Consider the following 18,836-nt stretch of genomic DNA (forward strand, 5'->3'; position numbering starts at 1 on the left):
CCTTCCCCGATCACAGGCGGTAAGAAACCACTCACCGGTGAAGGACGTGTGAACGGTCCGGTCAGTCGTGCTCGACGACGGTGAGTGTCCAGCCAGGGCCGGTGCGGTCGAGTTCGGCGTTCCAGCGTTCGCTAACCAGTTTGTGCAGGGATTTCGGGGTCCCGGGGTCCTTTCCGGACTCGAGCAGGTGCCGCGCGACCAGGCCGCGGGTGTGCTTGGCCATGTGCGACACGACCGTCCGAACACCGTCGCGTTCACGGACGACGTTGACCGAGACCCACTTGGCCGCCTGGTCACCGCTCGGGCGCCACGCGGCGACGTACGTCGAGGAGCGGCAGTCGACGATCACACCTCTGCTCTCCGACAGCGCGGCCGCCAGCGGATCACGCCAGACCGACGCCAGCGGTCCATGACCGGGCAGCGTCGTACCCATCGAGAGCCGGTACGGCGGTACGCGGTCGGCCGGCCGCAACGCGCCCCACGCCGCGGACACCACGAGCAGGCGGCTGCCCGCGCGGCGCTTGGTGCCCGCGGACATGCTGGCGTAGCCGAGCGCGTCGTACAGGACGCCGGAGTACAGCTCGGACACCGGCACCGCGGGCTCGGTGCGCCACCGGGTGTTGCGGTCGACCTCACCTTGCAGCGAGGCGCCGACGTCCAGAACGTCGTACGCGTCGGACGACGCAGACACCTTCGCCAGCGTCTCCAGGACCTGCTCGCGAACGGGGTTCAGCTCCGGGAACGAGAGCGTCGAGAAGTCGACGGCGCGACCGCGAGACCGTCCGGTTTTGCCCTCGGACGGCGGCAGCAGAATCAGCATCAGGTGAGCTCGTCCAGGGCGGCCAGGTCGGCGGCGGTGGGGTCCCACATCCCGGCCGCGACGTTCTGCGCGATCTGCTCCGGTGTGGTGGCGCCGGCGATCACCGAAGCGACCGCGGGCTGGGCCGCGAGGCCGCCGATCGCGACGTCGATCATGGTCAGGTCGCGCTCGGCCGCGAACGTCTCCAGCGCCTCGATCTTGTCGAAGTCGGCGCCGGCCAGACGGTCCGGCTGGGTCGCCAGCCGCGTCCCGGCAGGTGCCTCCGCGCCGCGCTTGTACTTGCCGGTGAGCAGGCCGGAGGAGAGCGGGAAGAACGGCAGTACGCCGATGCCGAGGTGCTCGCACGCGGGCACCAGTTCGTCCTCGACGTCGCGCTCGAGCAGCGAGTAGCGGTTCTGGGCGCTGATGAAGTGCTCGAGGCCGGCGGTCCGGGCGGCCCAGTCGGCGTCCACCACCTGCCAGCCGGCGAACTGGGAACTGCCGATGTACCGAACCTTGCCCTCGGCAACGAGCTCGGACAGCGCCGCAAGGGTCTCCTCGATCGGCGTGACCTGGTCCGGCAGGTGCAGCTGGTAGAGGTCGATCCAGTCGGTGCCCAGCCGCTGCAGACTCGATTCGACCGCCTTGCGGATGTACCGGCGGGAGGCGCGGGCACCCCAGTCCGGCCCGTTCACCCCGTGCATGTCGCCGCCGAACTTGGTCGCGATCACCACCTCGTCACGCCGGCCACCGAGGGCTTTGCCGAGCAGCTCTTCACTGAACCCGTGCTCGCCCTGGTAGACGTCCGCGGTGTCGAACAAGGTGATGCCCGCGTCCACCGCGGCGTTCACCACCACGTCCGTACGGGTCGCATCGAGCCGCCGCCCGAAGTTGTTGCAGCCGAGTCCGACCACGCTCACAGTCAGCCCTGAGTCACCCAGTTGCCGGTACTCCATCTCACTCATGTGCTCAGCCTAATCACGGCATACAGTGGCCCTCATGCCGAGTCTCACCGTGGACGGCGCCCGCACTCGGGCCGCCGCACTCTCCGTCCAGTCGTACGACGTCGATCTCGACCTCACCCAGGGCGAGCGCACGTTCGGATCCACCACCACCATCAGGTTCAACGCGTCGGATCAGACGACTTGGTTGGACGTGCAACCCGACGAGCTGTTGTCGGTGACGCTGAACGGCGCACCGGTCGACGTCGCCGGGCTGAACGACGGACGGCTCGAGCTCACCGGCCTCCAGCCGGACAACGTGCTCGTGGTCGGCGCCTCGATGGCGTACTCCCACGACGGTGAGGGACTGCACCGCGCGGTCGACGCAGCCGACGGTCTCGTCTACACCTACGCGATGTCGTTCCTGGACGCCGCGCCGCGCATCTTCGCGTGCTTCGACCAGCCCGATCTCAAGGCGCCGTACCGGCTGAAGGTGACCGCGCCGCCGGAGTGGCTGGTGCTCGGCAACGGAGCCGCGACCCAGGTCTCCCCCGGTCGCTGGGAGCTGACCGAGACGCTGCCGCTGTCGACGTACTTCGTCACCGTCGTGGCCGGGCCATACCACCAGCTGACCGATTCCCACGACGGGATCGCGCTGAGCGTGGTGTCGCGGCAGTCCCTGAAGGAAGCGCTGGACCGCGAGGCCGAGGACATCTTCCGGGTCACCAAGCAGGCCTTCGACGAGTACCACCGGATGTTCGGCTACCGGTACCCGTTCGGCGAGTACCACCAGGCGTTCGTGCCGGAGTTCAACGCAGGCGCGATGGAGAACCCGGGTTGCGTGACGTTCCGCGACTCGATGGTGTTCCGGTCCGCGGCGACCGACGCCGAGCGCGGCCAACGGGCCCGGACGATCGTGCACGAGATGGCGCACCAGTGGTTCGGCGACACCGTCACGATGCAGTGGTGGAACGACCTGTGGCTGAACGAGTCGTTCGCCGAGTACATGGCGCACCGGGTGTCGACCGCCGCGACCGACTACCAGGACAACTGGATCGACTTCGCCTTCATCCGGAAGTGGTGGGGTCTGCAGGCCGACCAGCGTTCGTCGACGCACCCGGTCGCGGCCGACGCGGTCAAGGACGCGCAGGCCTCCCTCGACGACTTCGACGGCATCTCCTACGCCAAGGGCGCGGCAGTGCTGAAGCAGCTCGCCGCCTACCTCGGTGACGACATCTTCCTGGCCGGCGTCAAGGCGCACATCGTCGCGCACGAGTTCGCCAACGCGACGTTCGCCGACCTGCTCGCGAAGTGGACCGAGGCCGGTGCCGTCAACCTCGACACCTGGGCGCAGAACTGGCTCCGCACCCCGGGCGTCGACACGATCAGCGCCGTCCGCACCGAGACCGGCATCAAGCTGCGCCGCGTGTCGCCGGTCGCACACCCGGCGACACGACCGCACAAGCTGACCGTCGGTGGGTACGACGCCGACGGCCGCGCGACCACGGTCGACGTACTGCTGGACGCGGACGAGGTCGACGTGCCGCTCGACTCGTCGGTCGCGGTGGTGATCCCGGACGCGGGAGACGACACCTGGGCGAAGATCCGGCTCGACGCCGACAGCCTGGCGAACCTCGCGACGGTGCTGCCGAAGATCGAGAGTGGGGTGACCCGGGCCGTCGTATTGAACAGCATCCGGGACGCGGTCGCGGACGCCGAGCTCGACCCGAAGCTCGGCTTCGAGGTGCTGCTCAGCATGCTGCCCGGCGAGACCAGCGACATCGCGGTCTCGTCGATTGTCGGATGGGCGCAGAGCCGGCTGCTCGGCATCTACCTGCCCTACGAGCCGTACCGCGGCCGGCTGGCCGACGTACTGGCCGAGCGGCTCCGGTCGGCGCCGGCGGGCAGCAGCCTGCAGCTCGCCGTGGCCCGCGGCCTGGTCAAGCTGACCGACGACGTGGACCTGCTGCAGGGCTGGCTGAGCGGCAGCGACGTACCCGAAGGACTCCCGGTCGACGCCGAGCTGCGCTGGATGGTGACACTGCAGCTGGCTCGCCTCGGCGCGATCGGCGATGCCGACATCGACGCCGAGCTCGCCCGCGACAACACCTCCGAGGGTGTCGTGCACGCCACCGAGTGCCGGGCCGCGCTGCCGACGCCGGAGGCCAAGGAGCGGGCCTGGGCGATCATCATGGCCGACGCCGACGTCGCGAACTACGAGCTGTACGCCGCCGGCACGGGCTTCTGGCACCCGGCGCAGGCCGAGCTCACCGCGCCGTACGTCGACCGGTTCTTCGCCGAGATCGGGGGCACCGCCAAGTTCCGTTCCGGCTGGGTCATCGGGACCAGCGCGCACACGTCGTTCCCGCGGTACGCGATCGACGAGCGTGTGGTCCGGCTGGCCGGTGAACTGGCTGCCGACGATTCGGTCGCGGCCGGAATCCAGCGTGCAGTCGGCGACGACACCGACGACATCAAGCGTGCTCTGGCGGTCCGTTCGGCGTTCGGTGACTGAGTCCTGAGTCGCGGTCACACCGTGTTGTGACTACTGTGACTGGTGTGATCACAAGGACCCTTGTGAGCAGGCAAGATGTGATTTCGTGACAGAACCTCCACAATGACCGGGCGGCACGGCGCGCCGGTCTTGGTCAGGCAGCACGTCACGGGAGAGACTGTCGAGAACCGCACAGGAGAACAAAGGCAATGCGCGAGGCGAGGCTCGTCGGTCTGAGCCAGGATGGCAGGCAACTCATCCTGGCGCTGGCAGAGACGGGTGAGGAGTTCGCCGTTCCGGTCGACGACCGGTTGCGTGCGGCCCTGCGCGGCGACCGTGCCCGACTCGGCCAGCTGGAGATTCAAATGGAGAGCGCGCTGCGCCCACGAGACATCCAGGCTCGTATCCGCGCCGGCGAAAGTCCCGAGGCGGTCGCGGCCGTCGCCCAGATGCCGATGGAACGCGTGATGGCGTTCGCCGGTCCGGTCCTGGCCGAGCGGGACCACATCGCGAGCCTCGCGCAGCGCGCCTCTGTCCGCCGTCGTGGCGGTGCCGACGCCCCGACCCGCAACCTCGATGCCTGGGTCACCGAGCGGCTCCGCACCCGTCAGGTCGACCCGACATCGGCCGAGTGGGATGCCTGGCGGCGTGACGACGGCCGCTGGGCGGTCCGGGTCTCCTACTTCGTCGCGGCCGAGGACGCGGAGGAGCAGAAGGAAGAGAAGATCGCTATGTTCGCGTACGACGCTCCTGGTCGGTACGCGGTCCCCGACGACGACGAGGCCCGGTGGCTGGTGGGTGAGCAGGCGCAGGTGCTGCCGCCGCCGGTCCAGCCCGCGCACCAGCCGGGCGAGCGCCGGCTGAGCGCGGTGGCCGACATCGACCTGTCCATCGCGCCCGACCATGGGGCCGACAGCTACGAGGCCGGCTTCGAGGACACCGTCAGCCTGCCACGGCGAAACCAGCCGGTTTCCCGAGAGGCCGGCCATGACGGCCACACCACGCGCGACGCCGAGCGTGGTCCGCGCCGGGTGCACTCGGTGCCGGACCCGGACGAGGAGCCGACGCTGATCGACGTACCGGTCGAGCAGCCGCCGACGCTGCGTCCGGCCGTTCGTGCCGTCGAGCGTCCCACTCAGCTGCCGGCCGAGGCTGCCTCGATGGCTCCGCCCGAGGAGCGTGCTGCCGCGCGCGAGAACCCGTTCACCGAGCGCCGCGCCACTCCGGATCGCACTCCCGCAGCTCCTGTGCGCCAGGCACCCGAGTCCCGCCCTGCCGAGCGCCCGGCTGGTCGCACTACTCCGGTGGAGCGTCCCGCTCCGGCCGATCACCGCTCTGCGCCGACCACTCCGGCACCTGCCGAGTCGACGCCGGCTCCGGTCGAGGCACCCGCGCCCAAGCAGCCGGCCACTACCGAGCCGCCTGCCGCGCCCGCGGTCGCTTCCGACGCCGACGCCGACGCCGTGCCTGCGGCGAAGGAAGAAGCTCCGGCGGAGCCGAAGAAGAAGCCGGCCCGCCGCAACGCCAAGCGCGCGAGCGTCCCGAGCTGGGACGAGATCATGTTCGGCAAGAAAGCCGACTGATCCCGCGTTGCCTGACCCATCACGGACTGTCGTCCCAGATGGCGGACCGTGTTTGGCAGGGTCTTCGGGCTCTGCCATGATCTTCGGCATGTTCCTGCTGTGTTGTTGCTGTTGTCGCTGACGCGCGCCGTCTCCGGCGCACGAGGCCCTGCCCCTTTCCGTGGCCCGCCCGCCGACACCAGCACTCACAGGATCTTTCCCCATGAATCTCCCGGCTCTCGCCGACCTGCTCGCGTCCCGTGGCCTCCGGCTGCTGCCCGGCTCCCACGCCGTACCGGTCGAGCTGCTCGTTCAGTTGCCTGACGCAACGCTCGCCCAGTTCACCGCACGCGGTACGACGCTCCGCCTGCGCCGCTTCTCCCCCGACGCGCTCACCGCGATCACGATCGCCGCCGAGTGCGGTTGCGGTGACCACCACCCGCAGTCCGGCCCGGCCCGCGTCACCCTCAGCAGGTACGCCGTACCGCTCGACGAGCACACCCTCGACGGCGAACTCCACTTCGGCTGGCAGAACCACGAAGCCGGCCTCCTCCGTCTACCCGTCGCCGCCACCCACTTCTTCACCCTCCTCGACCAAGCCGACACCCCCACCCGAGAACTCGTCGGCGTCGCCTGACCCTTCACCACCATCCGAGTGGATATCAGGCCTTCTGTCTGATGGGTGGTCGGTTTCGGCCGAGGTGGCGGCGTGCAGATGGACAGGAGGTGTCGGGCCGACAGGTAGTGCGGTTGAGCGCGCGTGCTTCCTATGTACGGTGTATCGCAGGTGCACTACCTGTCGCTCTGCACACCGCCGGTCGATGACCCGCACATTGTCCTGGCCATCACCTTGCCGCTGGGTCAGGAGGCGGCGCGGTGCGGGTCAGGGGCGGCGGTGGGCGGGCTCGTGGGTGTCGTAGTGAGTGCGGGCCTCCTCGACCTTCGCGAGGTTCGGGGACCATTCGGCGAGGGAGTGGAAGAGTGGGGCGAGGCTGCGGCCGAGGTCGGTGATCTCGTACTCGACCCGTGGCGGCACCTCCGGGTAGTACGTGCGCTGCACCAGCCCGTCGCGTTCGAGCTGACGGAGCCGCTGGGTGAGGACCTTCGGCGTGATCACCCCGATCCGCCGCTCGAGCTCGACGAACCGCTGACGCCCGTACTCGTTCAGCGTCCACAGGATCGGCGTCGTCCACCGGCTGAAGACCAGATCGACCACCGGCGCGATCGGACACGCCTGCACCGGCTCCACCTCTGTGCGCTCGCTCACAAATCGCCTCCCGGCCAATACTTTCCTCTAGGTACCTACTATTCCACGGCAAGTAGCGTCCTCGTCAGTCAACGAACGAGGAGCGAACATGATCGTGATCACCGGAGCCACCGGCAACGTCGGCCGTCCACTCGTCCAGGCGCTGACCGCCGCGGGCGAGGAGGTGACGGCGGTGTCCCGGCGGGCCGCCGAGGTGCCGGAGGGGGTTCGACACCACCGGGCCGACCTGTCCCGACCCGAGACCCTCGAGCCCGCCCTGGACGGAGCCGAGGCGGTCTTCCTCCTGACCGGCGCCGAGTTCCTGGCCGGCGGGAACCTGAACGACGTCATGAATGTGGTCCGGGCTGCCGGGGTCGAGCGGGTCGTGCTGCTGTCCTCGCAGGGCGTCGGCACCAAGCGGCACCCGTCAGACCACGAGGATGCGCTGACCCGGTCAGGTCTCGACTGGGTGATCCTGCGGCCCGGCAACTTCGACTCCAACGCGCTGCAGTGGGCGCCGGCGGTCCGGGCTCAGCGAGTGCTGGAGGCGCCGTTCGCCGAGGTCGCGCTGCCCGCGATCGATCCGGCCGATATCGCCGAGGTTGCCGCGGTGACGCTCACGGACCCCGCCCACGCGAGCAACACCTACACGCTCACCGGGCCGGCTCCGATCTCGCCGCGGCAGCAGGCTCACGAGATCGCGCTGGCGCTGAACGAGCCGGTGCGGTTCGTCGAGCTGACCCGCACCGAGGCCCGGGACCGGATGGTGCGCTTCATGCCCAGGCCGGTGGTCGACGCGACACTGGACGTCCTGGGGTCGCCGTCGGCGGAGGAGCAGGAGGTCAGCCCGGACGTCGAGAAGGTGCTCGGCAGGCCCGCACGGACCTTCGCGGACTGGGCCACCCGCAACGTCGGGGCCTTCAGGTAGCTCGCACGAGCGGCAGGAAGACGTCGTCGACGAGCGAGGTCAGCGTCGACGCGGCGACCGGCTCGCTGGTGAAGAGCATCTCGTGGCGCAGCAGATTGGTGGGCGCGGTGAGCACCCGGTCCGGAACGTCCGCGGTCGGGATCTCGCCGCGCGCCGCGGCCCGCCGCACGATGGTCGCCATCACGCCGGTCATCCGGCTGGAGACCTCCGGATCCAGATCCGGCGCCTCGGCGAGCAGCCCATGGACAATGTCAGGCCCGAGTGAGGCGAAGCGGTCGGCCATCCGCTGCAGGACGGCGAGCACATCGTCGCGCAGACTCCCGGTGTCGGGGATGTCCTCGACGATCGAGCCGGCGCGATACCGCATCGCGGCGATCACCAACTCGGCCCGGTTCCTCCATCGCCGGTACAGCACCTGCTTGCCGGTGTGGGCCCGCGCCGCGACCCTCTCCATCGTCAACCCTGCGTAGCCGGACTCCAGCAGCTCGTCCCACGCAGCATCGAGCAGCACAGCCTCGAGTTCGGCACCCCGCCGGCGCTGCGTCTGCTCCATTGCTCGCCTCCCAACAAGAGACCTTGCGTCTCCTAACGACCCGAGTCTACTCTGAAACTCGTAAGAGACGAACCGTCTCTAAGGGGATTCTCAGATGACCACCACAACCACTCCCGACCGCCTGGATCGCGCGGTCCTGAAACTCGCCGGCGTCCTCGTGCTCGGCGCGCTCGCCCCACTGCTCGACAGCACGATCGTCAACGTCGCGATCCACACCCTCGGCGCCGAACTGCACACGGGCGTGTCTACCGGCCAATGGGTCAGTACGGCGTACCTGCTGGCGCTGGCGATCGCGATTCCGATCACCGGATGGTCGGCCAACCGGTTCGGCGCCAAGCGGATGTGGGTCGTCGCGCTGGCTCTGTTCCTGGCCGGCTCGATGCTGTGCGGAGTCGCGTGGAACATCGAGTCGCTGATCGCGTTCCGGGTGATCCAGGGCCTCGGCGGCGGGCTGATGCTCCCGATCCTGCAGACCCTGCTGTTCCGAGCGGCGGGCCGCGAGCGGATGGGCCGCCTGATGGCCGTCGTCACCCTGCCCGCACTGATCGGACCGATCCTCGGCCCGGTGATCGGCGGCCTGATGATCGCCCACCTCGACTGGCGCTGGATCTTCTACGTCAACGTCCCGATCTGCCTCGCCGCGATCACCCTCGCCGTCCGCGTACTCAAGCCGGACCCGCAACCGACGGCGGCCGCGCTCGACGTGACCGGGCTCCTGCTCGTCTCCCCCGCGCTCGCAGGCATCATCTACGGCCTCACCCAGGTCGGCACCCATGGCGGCTTCGGCCACGCCGATGTCCTGCTGCCGATCGGCCTCGGCATCGTCCTCCTGATCGCCTTCGCGCTCCGGCGTACCGATGGGCCGCTCATCGACCTCGGCCTGTTCCGAACGCGATCATTCGCCGCGTCGACCACCCTGCTCTTCCTGACCGGTTTCGCCCTGTACGGCGCGATGCTCCTGCTGCCGCTGTTCTACCAACAGGCCCGCGGCGAGAGCGTGGTCGCGGCCGGACTCCTGCTCGTGCCGCAGGGCATCGGCAGTCTCCTCGCCCGCACGGCCGGCGGCCTCACCGACCGGTTCGGCCCTCGACCGGTGGTGTTCGCGGGCATTCTCCTCACTGTCGCCGGGACGATCCCGTTCGCCTTCGCGGGTACGGCGTACTGGGTGCTGGCGGTCGCGCTCGTCGTGCGCGGTGCCGGACTGAGCGCCGTCAGCTTGTCGGTGATGGTCGGCGCCTTCCGCGATCTGGAGCCGCAGCAGATCCCGGACGGAAGCAGCACGACCCGGATCATGCAGCAGTTGGGTGGTGCCTTCGGTGCCGCGACGTTGGCCGTGGTCCTGCAGAGCAACCTCATCGGGCACCCGGCGTCGACCGCCTATGCGACCAGCTTCTGGTGGGCCATCGCCTTCACCGCTGTCGCCGCGGTACCTGCCCTCTTCCTACCGGCTGTCAGGCGGTGACCCGGAGCAGAAGCTTGCCAGTGGTGACGCCGGACTCGATCCGCCGATGCGCGTCGGCGGCCTCTTGCAGGGAGAGGGTCTCGGTCCGGACCTCGAGCTGACCGCGGGCGGCCGCTTCGACGGCCCGGCGCAACCCCGCGCCTGCCGCGGCGGGGTTTGCGGCGGCGAACGCGGCGAGGTTGAACCCGGACACCGTCTTGTTCGTGAACCACAGCTCGTTGGCCGAGATGCCGACGTCCTCGGCGCCGGAGGCATTGCCCATCACGACCAGGCGCCCCATGGGCGCCAACCGATCCAGACTCGTCCGCCGACTCGCACCGCCGACCATGTCGACGACGACGTCGAACTCCCCCGCATCGACCACGTCATCGCGCAGGATCACCTCGTCGTAGCCGAACGCCTTGGCGGCCGCGATCTTCTCCGGCCGACCGACGGTCCCGACGATCCGGCCGGCACCGAGCAGACGGGCCGCCTGACCGAGCTGGCTGCCCACACCACCAGCGGCGGCGTGCACCAGCACGCTCTCGCCCGGCTCGATCCGCGCCACCCGGTCAAGCACCAGGAACGCCGTCGTACTGTTCGACGGCAACGCGGCCGCCAGCTCCAGGGCGAGTCCATAGTCGTCCAGCGGTACGACGAGCTCGGCGGCGGTGGTGACGACCTCGGCGTACCCGCCGCTGTCGACAATCGTCAGCGCCGCGACCGGCTGCCCGACCGAGAGGCCCTCGACACCGGGGCCGAGAGCCCGGATCCGGCCCGACACCTCGATGCCGGGCACGAACGGCAGCGGGACGTCCACGACGCCCTGCCGGTAGAGGACCTCCGCGAAGTTGGCACCCGCGTAGGCGACGTCGATCGCCACCTGTCCGGCCGCCGGGACAGGGATCGGGACGGTGTCGAGGCGCAGTACGTCGGCTGGGCCGAAGGAGGGGATGGTGACTGCGGTCATCTGCGTGTTCTCGCTCATGGCAACGATCCTGCGAGCCGGGCGGACGAACAGGCAGTGTCAGTTCATGGTGGGTGTGTCACCACCAGGCTGCGACGCCATCAGGCGCTCGAGCCGCTCCTCGGTGTCGGTGCCCGGACGCGGGTTGTGCAGGATCAGGTGATGACCCGGGTGTTCGAGCACCGGGAACATCGTCGCGTCGAACACGAGCAGCCCCGCCTCGGGATGTGCCACGGCCTTCACAGCGTTGAGATGCTCAGCCGCGTCGTGCCGCGCCCACAGTTCGGCGAACTCCGGGCTGACCGCCGCGAGGTCGGTCGCGATCCGGTCGAACTCCGGGTCGTCGGGATAGCGAGCCGCGTCGGCCCGGAAGCCGGCGGCTACGTCCGGCGCCGCCTCGTCCCAGTGCTCGTGCAGTCCGCGGAAGCGCGCGTTGGTGAAGTACGAGACCAGGCAGTTGTGGTCGGTCTCGCCGTACCCGAAGACTCGGCGGGCGACGTCGTTCACTGCGGTGAAGTTCCAGTGCCGGTCGCGGATGTAGGCGGGGCGTGGTGACCAGGCGTCGAGCAGCCGCTGCATCTCGGGCGAGGCGGGCACCGTTGGCGCTGCGTCCCGCTGTGGGGGGTTCAGCCCGGCCAGGCGGTAGAGATGGGCGCGTTCGGCATAGTCCAGCAGCAGCACCCGAGCCACCGAGTCGAGGACTTCTTCGGAGACCTTGATGTCGCGACCCTGCTCCAGCCAGGTGTACCAGGACACCCCGACCCCGGCGAGGACGGCGACCTCCTCGCGGCGCAGGCCCGGCGTACGGCGGTTCCCGGCCGCGGGCAGTCCGACCTGTGACGGGGTCAACCGCTCCCGGCGACTGCGCAGGTACTCACGGAGTTCGGTCTGCCGGCGGCTGCGCGCCGCGCCTCCACGCTGATCCGTCCCCACTCGCGCAACGCTACCGGAGGCCCCTTTCCGGAGCTGGATGCTGGGCCCTTGAATAAGTAACACGCTTGGTTTAACTTATCCGCGCAGCTGCTCTCGCGTGTACTTCCGGCCCGCCACCTGGAGGTTTCAGCATGTCCAGACGCCTGCTCGCGCGGGTTCTTCCCGCCGTGCTGCTCGCCAGCGTCATCGCCGTACCGGCGGCTCAGGCCGCCACCATGTATCCGAGCGGCGTGGGCGCCGACCTCGGACCGACCCCGACCACGCTCGGCGTGAAGCCCGCCGCCGGCGACGACCCCGCCGGGTTGCGTACCGGCACCGAGCAGGGCCGCACGTACTGGCAGACCAACCAGGCTGCCGGCACCGGCTACCTGGAGTTCGACGTCGACCGTGACTATGTCGACGAGATCGGCACCGACGACGTCCTGGTGACGGTGACCTATCTCGACAGCGGATCCGGCACCCTCGAGCTCCAGTACGACGCCGCCACGAACCCGCAGGCCGACGCGACCGACGTCCAACTGACCAACACGGGTCAGTGGCGGACCGGCACGTTCGAGCTCACCGGCATCGGCTTCACCGACCGCCTCGGCGACGCCGACGTCCGCCTGTTCGGCAGCGCCGACATCACCATCTCGAGCCTCCGGATCAGTACGGCGGGAGCCTCGGTCCAGCTCGGGGCGTCGCCGATCCAGTCCGGCATCAGCCCTCGCGCCGGCGACCGGCCCGAGAACCTGATCACCGGCGTGCAGGACGGCCGCCCGTACTGGCAGACCGACCACTCCGCGCCGTCGCCGGGCACGAACTTCTTCTACATGAACGTCGCCGACACCTACCTGTACGACAACCAGAGCCTGGTGCTGATCAGCGTCGACTACTTCGACGCGGGCAGCGGGCAGTTCGGCCTGCACTACGACTCCCCCGGCGAGACGATCCCGGAGAAGTTCAAGAACTCCGAGGTGGTCCAGTACGGCGGCACCAACACCTGGAAGACGCACACGTTCGCGCTCCCCGACGCCGTGATGACGAACCGCTCGAACGGCGGCGACTTCCGCATCCACAACGGCGACGGCTCGGTCGACCTCAAGGTCGCCGCCGTCCGCGTCGCCAAAGTCGCGACGACTCTCGATGTCACCGAGGGCCTGCTCGACCTGATCGACGAGGCCGCCAGGGTCGAGAAGGCTTCCCGCGAAGGCACCCGCGACGGTCAGTTCCCAGCCGGCAGCCGCGCCATTTTGCGAGCGGCGATCGACGACGCCCGCGCGATCGCAGCCACTCCAGGGGTGACCGACGTACAGGTGAAGGCGGCCTTGCAGACGCTGCAGGTGAAGCTCGACGCCTTCACGGCGTCCGCTGTCGACACCAACTTCGCAGCCAGCGGTACGGCGTCCGCCAGCGGAGGCACCGGTGTCACGAACGTCAACGACGGCAACCACGACACCGCCTGGACCAGCGGCCAGGGCGACTCGTGGCTCCAACTCGACCTGGGCAAGCCGCGATCGGTGAACGACGTACGGGTCGAATGGGCGGAGGCGTACTCCCCCGACTACACCGTCCAGGTGTCGACGGACGGCCGGACGTTCACTGCCGTCGGACGCATCGGGTCACCCGGTGGCAACCAGATCAGCCGGACCCGCTTCGCGACCACCACGGCCCGGTACGTCCGGGTCGCGATGACCGGCGCAGACTCGTTCACCGTCAAGGAGCTCCAGCTCCGGCTGAGCCCGGTCGTCGCCGCGAAGCCGCGGCTCGTGCAGACGACCAACCCGACCGAGGACGGCGTGATCGCCGACTTCGACGCCACCCAGTACGGCGCCGACCGCTCCGGCCGAAGCGATTCGACCAAGGCGATCCAGCAGGCCATCTACGCGTGCCAGGACGCGGGCGGCGGGACCGTCTGGCTGCCGGCCGGCAGGTACAAGGTCACGGACACCATCGAGGTGCACGCGTTCTGCACCCTCCGCGGTGACCATGGCGAGAAGCTCGGGACCGGGACTGTGATCGTCGCGGATCTTGCCTCCGGCAACGACGGGCCGAGCCTGTTCCGGATCGGCGGCAGCGCCGGCGTCCTCGGCGTCACCACGTACTACCCGAACCAGAACGCCACCGACCCGGTCCCGTACAACTACACCTTCGAGATCCCCGGCGGCGCCTGGATCGGCAACGAGAACTACATGATGGCGACCGTCGCCGACGTCACCATGCTCAACTCGTACCGCGGTATCGGCATCAGCACGATGCCGAACGACCACGGCAACGCACCGAGCTCCGGCCAGGTGCACGAGTCCAGCACGATCCGCAACATCCGCGGCACCGCACTCTTCGAGGGAGCCCGCGCGTACAACGGCGCCGACGTCGGCACCTGGGAGAACGTTGCGTTCAGCAACTCCTTCTGGGCGGACGCGCCGGCCGCCTACCACCCGCCGGCGCGGACCGCACTCGACGCCTGGACGAGGGCCCACGGCACCGGTCTCGTCCTCGGCGACCTCGAGTGGGACCAGTTCCACCGGATCTCGATCACCGACTACCACGTCGGCATCCACGTGGTCGCCGGTCAACGGGCCCAGTTCACCGGCAGCTTCCTCCAGCCGGACGTACGCCGTACCGACATCGGCGTGCTGGTCGACGTGATGGACGACCGCTGGGGTATGACGCTCGCGGCAGGCAGGATCGAGGGCAGTGACCACGCGATCCAGAACAACTCGCGCGGCTACGTGAAGGTCACCGGGACCACGCTCACCGGCGCGGTCGACGGCATCGTGCACAGGATGTCCGGCACGGCGCCGACGTACTCGCAGGAACCACTGCCAAAACCGAGGCAGTCCCTGTACGTCGTCGACGCCCCGCACGGGGTCGGGTATCTGCCGGCCGCCGACGCGACAAGCGCCGTACAGAAGGTGCTCGACAAGGCTGGGCGGGACGGCGGCGGCATCGTCTACCTGCCCGCCGGGTGGTACCGGATCAGCACACACCTCCAGGTCCCCGCGAAGGTCGAGTTGCGCGGAGCGTCCGCGGTACCGAACCGGGATCAGGGCGGCGCCAGCGGCGGGACCGTTCTGCAGGCCTTCGAGAAGGACACCGAGACTGCGCTGATCACGTTGCAGAACCGCGCGGGTGTGCGCGGGCTGCGGGTCTTCTACCCCGACAACAACCCCGGCAGGGCCGAAGGCGTCGTGCCCTACCCGTACGCGATCCGCGGTCACGCCGGCGGGAACTACGTGATCAACGCCGGCTTCCCGAACGCCTGGAACGGGATCGACCTCAGTGGTGACGACGTCGTCGTCCGCAAGGTCGCCGGGGCGTTCTTCGACCACGCGATCGCGATCGGCCCGGGCGACAACGGCCGGATCGAGGGCGTGCTGTCGAACGGGAACGCGGTCACCCGGGTCGGCTACCAGCAGCCGTACTGGATGAACGAGGGCAGCATCTTCGAACTCGTCATCGACAAGTACATGCGCAAGACCGCCAAGATCGTCACCGTCGACGGTGCCCGCGGCCTGACGCTGCTGAACGTGTTCGCGTACGGCTTCCACGACGGGCTCGTGGTGAACAGCGGCCAGGTGGACGCGTTCAACCTGGGCACCGACAACCTCGGCACCGACGGTCACACCGTCAAGGTGGTGAGCGGCGACGTCGAGGCCACCAACCTGGCCCGCTACAACGGCGCGACCCTGTCCGGTCCGGCCACGCTACGCAACGTGATGGTGATCAACGTCGTCCAGCGCAGCATCAAGGTCCAGACCAGCGGTCCGGGCACCGCGACAATCGCCGGAAACGAGTCCGAACCGGGCACCTACGAGGTCGGCGCGCAGGTCACAGTGACGGCGGCGCCGACATCGGATAGCGTTTTCCAGAACTGGACCGTCGACGGCGTGGTGGTCTCGACCGACGCGTCGTACACCTTCACCGTCGCCACCGACCAGGTACTGACCGCGAATTTCCAGGCCAAGTAGGAGCGAGATGGCTGACGCACAACATCAGGTCGCGATCGTGGGCTGCGGCATCATCGGCCGCACCCACGCGGACACCATCGCGGCACGGCCCGACGCGACCGTGACCGCCCTCGTCGACGTCGACGAGGGTGCCCGTGAGGCGCTGGCGGCCCGGCTGAAGGAGGCGGGCCAGCCGGAGCCCAAGGTGTACGACGACCTGCCCGCGGCGCTCAGCGGATCGGAGGTCTCGCTGGTCGCGATCTGCACACCGAGCGGTACGCACGCCGACCTGGCCGAGCAGGCGCTGAACGACAAGAAGCATGTCGTGGTCGAGAAGCCGCTCGACGTCGACCCGGCCCGGGCCCGCCGCTTCGGCGCGGCGGCCGCCCGGGCGGCGAGCCAGGGTGTGGTCGTGTCCGTGATCAGCCAGCACCGCTTCGATGCGGGCAGCCTGGTGGTCAAGGAGGCGATCGACTCCGGCCGGTTCGGTCAGCTCACGTCGTGCGTCGCGACGGTTGCCTGGTGGCGCAGCGACGAGTACTACGCCTCAGCGGACTGGCGTGGGACGTGGGCCCAGGACGGTGGCGGCGCGCTGATGAACCAGGGTGTGCACACGGTCGACCTGATGCTGTGGTTCATGGGCCGGCCGGTGCAGATCCAGGCGCAGGCGGTGCGGTCGACGCACCACGCGATCGAGGTCGAGGACACCTTGGTCGCGACGCTGACCTTCGAGTCCGGTGCCGTCGGTACCCTGCACGCGACGACCGCGGCCTTCCCCGGTGGCCGCACACGGGTGTCGGTGCACGGCACCGAGGGCGGTGCCGAGGTGGAGGACGACCTGCTGCGGCGCCTGAACGTCGACGGCGTCAAGGACGAGGCGCCCGTGGACGCCGGTCCGCCCGGCGGTCACGAGGCGCAGTACGAGGACATCCTGACGGCGATCGCGGAGGGCGGACAGCCCGGGCTCAGTGTCCGGGACGGGATCGAGGCACTCGCCACGGTCCGTGCGGTCTACATCGCGTCGACCCTGCAACGGCCGGTCAAGTTCCTCGACGTCCTCGAAGGCCGCTACGACGACGTCGAGGTCTCCCGAGGCATCCGCCTCCCACCCAACTGACCGGCCGTCGATAGCGGGTTGTTTCACCGCCGGCGCGAAATCAACGCGTCAGCGGTGACACAACCTGCCAGTGATCACGCGCCGGGTTCGCGGTCGTTGAGGATGCGCTGGTAGAGGTTGGAGTCCTGCCAGGCGCCATTGATGTGCAGGTACGTCGGGGCGACGCCGATCTGGACGAAGCCGGTGCGCTCGAGGACCCGTTGGGACGCGACATTGCGCGTCATCGTGCTGGCCGCGATCCGGTGCATCTTCAGCTCGGTGTCGGCGATCTCCGCGACCAGGTTGACTGCCCGCGTGGCGAGCCCACGACCGACCGCCTCGAGGGCGAGCCAATATCCGATGCTCGCGCTGCGGAACGGGCCGGGCACCACATCCTGCAAGGTGAAACTTCCGACAACTCGGTCGTCCTCGAACAGCAGCCACGGCACGACCACGCCGTTCTTGTAGCGCTCGAGCGTCATCGTGAGCCGTTCCAGCTGACCTGCAGGGGTGAGCCAGTTGGCCGGACGCTTGGGCTCCCAGGGGCTGAGGTGGTCCCAGCTGCGGGTGTAGGCGTCGGCGAGGGCGGGAGCGTCGTCCAGGGAGGCGATCCGGAGTTCGACTTCCGGGGTGAGTTGGCGGGGTGAAATCACTTCGGCAGCCTACGTGCCTGACTGGATCCGCTGACCCGAGGGGTGAACGCGTCGTGGAAGATCGTCGACGCGGCGCCGACCGCGGCCGCGTCGGTCTGCAGCATCGACTCCTCCACCTCGACGGGACGGGTCTCCCGCGCGACCGGATGCGCGTTCACCGCGCGGCCGATCTCGGCCAGGAAGATCTCCGAGATCTCCTTGCCGAACGCCGGCCCGCCGAGCACGATCAGGTCGATGTCGAGCAGGTCGACCAGCCCGACCGCGCCCTGACCGACCACCCGCGCGACCTGGGTGACTGCCTTCCGTGCCGCCTCGTCACCGTCGGCCGCCGCCTTGCACACCGCCTTGTACCGCTTGGCCTCGTCGGTCGCGCTCGGGTCGGTCTCGACGTACCCGTACTCCGCCGCGATCACCGGCAGTGAGGCGGTCGGGTTGCACTCGGGCACCATCCGCGGCCCGTTCTCCGCGTCCCACTCCCCCATCCGCAGCGCCGCGATCTGGCCGAACTCCCCAGCGTTCGCCGTACCGCCGCGATAGATCGAGCCGTTCAGGATCAGGCCGCTGCCGACGCCGGTACCGAGATAGAGGTAGGCGAAGTCGCGGGCCCTGGCCGAGCGGCCGATCCAGCGTTCACCGATGGCGGCCGCCGTACCGTCCTTCTCGACCAGGACCGGGTGGTTGAGCTTCTCCTGCAGCAACTGGCGGATCTTCAGCCCGCGCCAGGCCGGCTGCAGCGGCAGCGCGAGCAGGGAGCCGTCCGCGTCGATCGGCCCGGGTACGGCGACGCCCACGCCGAGCATCGAGTCGAGGTCGACCTGGCTGATGCTCAGCGCCGCGGTCACGGTCGCCGCGGTCAGATCGACCAGCCGGCCGGCGTCGAGATCGTCGGCGAGGTCGACAGTCTCGCGCCGCACGATCGTGCCGTCGAGGTCGACCACCGCGACCGTGAGCAGCTCAGGATCGATGTGGATGCCGACCGCGTGGGCCGCGTTCGAGCGCATCCGGACCGGCGTCCGCGGCTTGCCGAGCCGTTCGGCGCGCTCCTGCGCCTCCTCCACCAGCAGTCCCTGGTGCAGCAGGATGCGCAGGATCCGCGACACCGACTGCTGGGTCAGGCCGGTCCGGCGGGAGATCTCGGTCCGGCTGATGGTGCCGGCCAGCCGGATCGTCTCGATGATCACGGCCTCGTTGAAGGAGCCCAGGTCGTACTGGTTCGCGCCGGCGCGCCGCAACTCCGTCAGCACCGCTTTCTGGCCTGATTGGTCGTCCGTGCTCATCGCCCACCTCCCCGTCT

The 18,836-nt window shown here is 69.4% G+C and carries 15 protein-coding genes; 7 read left to right on the forward strand and 8 right to left on the reverse strand.

The features are described from left to right. Positions 1-61 precede the first annotated feature (61 nt). Positions 62-820 carry a peroxide stress protein YaaA gene (locus AB0I34_RS24455; RefSeq protein ID WP_360448787.1) on the reverse strand — a complete coding sequence of 253 codons (759 nt, stop codon included), beginning with the start codon at positions 818-820 and terminating at the stop codon, positions 62-64. Continuing rightward, on the reverse strand, positions 820-1,764 hold the full coding sequence (locus tag AB0I34_RS24460) for an aldo/keto reductase (RefSeq protein ID WP_360448789.1): 945 nt from the start codon (positions 1,762-1,764) through the stop codon (positions 820-822). Before AB0I34_RS24460 ends, AB0I34_RS24455 begins: the two co-directional genes overlap by 1 nt. Positions 1,765-1,798: 34 nt before the next feature. On the opposite strand from AB0I34_RS24460, the gene pepN reads away from it, so the two are divergent. The 3 genes from pepN (at position 1,799) to AB0I34_RS24475 (ending at position 6,433) form a co-directional block, all read left to right on the forward strand. Then, positions 1,799-4,255, forward strand: coding sequence for an aminopeptidase N (pepN, locus tag AB0I34_RS24465; RefSeq protein ID WP_360448791.1), 2,457 nt, complete (start codon positions 1,799-1,801; stop codon positions 4,253-4,255). Positions 4,256-4,443: 188 nt separating this feature from the next. Then, positions 4,444-5,817 (forward strand): septation protein SepH, encoded by a 1,374-nt coding sequence (sepH, locus tag AB0I34_RS24470; protein WP_360448794.1) that lies wholly within the window; start codon positions 4,444-4,446, stop codon positions 5,815-5,817. A 202-nt stretch (positions 5,818-6,019) separates the two neighbouring features. Further along, the gene (locus tag AB0I34_RS24475; RefSeq protein ID WP_360448797.1) at positions 6,020-6,433 is read left to right on the forward strand and encodes a hypothetical protein; all 414 of its coding nucleotides are present in this window, start codon (positions 6,020-6,022) and stop codon (positions 6,431-6,433) included. Between the two features lie 246 nt (positions 6,434-6,679). Here AB0I34_RS24475 and AB0I34_RS24480 read toward each other — a convergent pair whose 3' ends face one another. Next, a complete protein-coding gene (locus AB0I34_RS24480) occupies positions 6,680-7,063 on the reverse strand; it encodes a helix-turn-helix domain-containing protein (protein WP_360448800.1) in 384 nt (127 codons plus the stop codon). An 88-nt stretch (positions 7,064-7,151) separates the two neighbouring features. Here AB0I34_RS24480 and AB0I34_RS24485 point away from each other — a divergent pair, with 88 nt between their 5' ends. Further along, complete coding sequence (locus AB0I34_RS24485; protein WP_360448802.1) at positions 7,152-7,970, forward strand: NAD(P)H-binding protein; 819 nt, start codon at positions 7,152-7,154, stop codon at positions 7,968-7,970. Here the strand turns inward: AB0I34_RS24485 and AB0I34_RS24490 are convergent. Next, positions 7,963-8,523, reverse strand: a complete 561-nt coding sequence (locus AB0I34_RS24490; RefSeq protein WP_360448805.1) for a TetR/AcrR family transcriptional regulator — start codon at positions 8,521-8,523, stop codon at positions 7,963-7,965. The genes AB0I34_RS24485 and AB0I34_RS24490 overlap by 8 nt on opposite strands. Positions 8,524-8,617: 94 nt before the next feature. On the opposite strand from AB0I34_RS24490, the gene AB0I34_RS24495 reads away from it, so the two are divergent. Beyond that, positions 8,618-9,985, forward strand: coding sequence for an MDR family MFS transporter (locus AB0I34_RS24495; protein ID WP_360448808.1), 1,368 nt, complete (start codon positions 8,618-8,620; stop codon positions 9,983-9,985). Here AB0I34_RS24495 and AB0I34_RS24500 read toward each other — a convergent pair. Then, positions 9,975-10,952, reverse strand: a complete 978-nt coding sequence (locus tag AB0I34_RS24500; RefSeq protein WP_360448810.1) for a zinc-binding dehydrogenase — start codon at positions 10,950-10,952, stop codon at positions 9,975-9,977. The two genes, AB0I34_RS24495 and AB0I34_RS24500, sit on opposite strands and share 11 nt — an antisense overlap. Positions 10,953-10,991: 39 nt before the next feature. Beyond that, entirely contained in the window at positions 10,992-11,864 is an 873-nt protein-coding gene (locus tag AB0I34_RS24505; protein ID WP_360448813.1) for a helix-turn-helix transcriptional regulator, read from the reverse strand. Between the two features lie 131 nt (positions 11,865-11,995). Between AB0I34_RS24505 and AB0I34_RS24510 the strand changes: the two genes are divergently transcribed. Beyond that, positions 11,996-15,814 (forward strand): discoidin domain-containing protein, encoded by a 3,819-nt coding sequence (locus AB0I34_RS24510; RefSeq protein ID WP_360448816.1) that lies wholly within the window; start codon positions 11,996-11,998, stop codon positions 15,812-15,814. 7 nt (positions 15,815-15,821) lie between these two features. Beyond that, positions 15,822-16,910: a Gfo/Idh/MocA family oxidoreductase gene (locus AB0I34_RS24515; RefSeq protein ID WP_360448819.1), complete on the forward strand. Its 1,089-nt coding sequence runs from the start codon at positions 15,822-15,824 to the stop codon at positions 16,908-16,910. 74 nt (positions 16,911-16,984) lie between these two features. Here the strand turns inward: AB0I34_RS24515 and AB0I34_RS24520 are convergent, their stop codons facing one another. Then, positions 16,985-17,542, reverse strand: a complete 558-nt coding sequence (locus AB0I34_RS24520; protein WP_360448822.1) for a GNAT family protein — start codon at positions 17,540-17,542, stop codon at positions 16,985-16,987. After that, the gene (locus AB0I34_RS24525; RefSeq protein ID WP_360448825.1) at positions 17,539-18,819 is read right to left on the reverse strand and encodes an ROK family transcriptional regulator; all 1,281 of its coding nucleotides are present in this window, start codon (positions 18,817-18,819) and stop codon (positions 17,539-17,541) included. Before AB0I34_RS24525 ends, AB0I34_RS24520 begins: the two co-directional genes overlap by 4 nt. Between the last annotated feature and the right edge of the window lie 17 nt (positions 18,820-18,836).

Origin of the sequence: Kribbella sp. NPDC050281, assembly GCF_040655855.1 — a bacterium.
Lineage (GTDB): Bacteria > Actinomycetota > Actinomycetes > Propionibacteriales > Kribbellaceae > Kribbella.

Bases quoted from the DNA above. Each gene is read 5' to 3' on its own strand.
- AB0I34_RS24475 (WP_360448797.1), top strand. From the start codon at position 6,020: ATGAATCTCCCGGCTCTCGCCGACCTGCTCGCGTCCCGTGGCCTCCGG.
- AB0I34_RS24510 (WP_360448816.1), top strand. From the start codon at position 11,996: ATGTCCAGACGCCTGCTCGCGCGGGTTCTTCCCGCCGTGCTGCTCGCC.
- AB0I34_RS24515 (WP_360448819.1), top strand. From the start codon at position 15,822: ATGGCTGACGCACAACATCAGGTCGCGATCGTGGGCTGCGGCATCATC.
- AB0I34_RS24525 (WP_360448825.1), bottom strand. From the start codon at position 18,819: ATGAGCACGGACGACCAATCAGGCCAGAAAGCGGTGCTGACGGAGTTG.
- AB0I34_RS24460 (WP_360448789.1), bottom strand. From the start codon at position 1,764: ATGAGTGAGATGGAGTACCGGCAACTGGGTGACTCAGGGCTGACTGTG.
- pepN (WP_360448791.1), top strand. From the start codon at position 1,799: ATGCCGAGTCTCACCGTGGACGGCGCCCGCACTCGGGCCGCCGCACTC.
- AB0I34_RS24490 (WP_360448805.1), bottom strand. From the start codon at position 8,523: ATGGAGCAGACGCAGCGCCGGCGGGGTGCCGAACTCGAGGCTGTGCTG.
- sepH (WP_360448794.1), top strand. From the start codon at position 4,444: ATGCGCGAGGCGAGGCTCGTCGGTCTGAGCCAGGATGGCAGGCAACTC.
- AB0I34_RS24495 (WP_360448808.1), top strand. From the start codon at position 8,618: ATGACCACCACAACCACTCCCGACCGCCTGGATCGCGCGGTCCTGAAA.
- AB0I34_RS24455 (WP_360448787.1), bottom strand. From the start codon at position 820: ATGCTGATTCTGCTGCCGCCGTCCGAGGGCAAAACCGGACGGTCTCGC.
- AB0I34_RS24485 (WP_360448802.1), top strand. From the start codon at position 7,152: ATGATCGTGATCACCGGAGCCACCGGCAACGTCGGCCGTCCACTCGTC.
- AB0I34_RS24500 (WP_360448810.1), bottom strand. From the start codon at position 10,952: ATGAGCGAGAACACGCAGATGACCGCAGTCACCATCCCCTCCTTCGGC.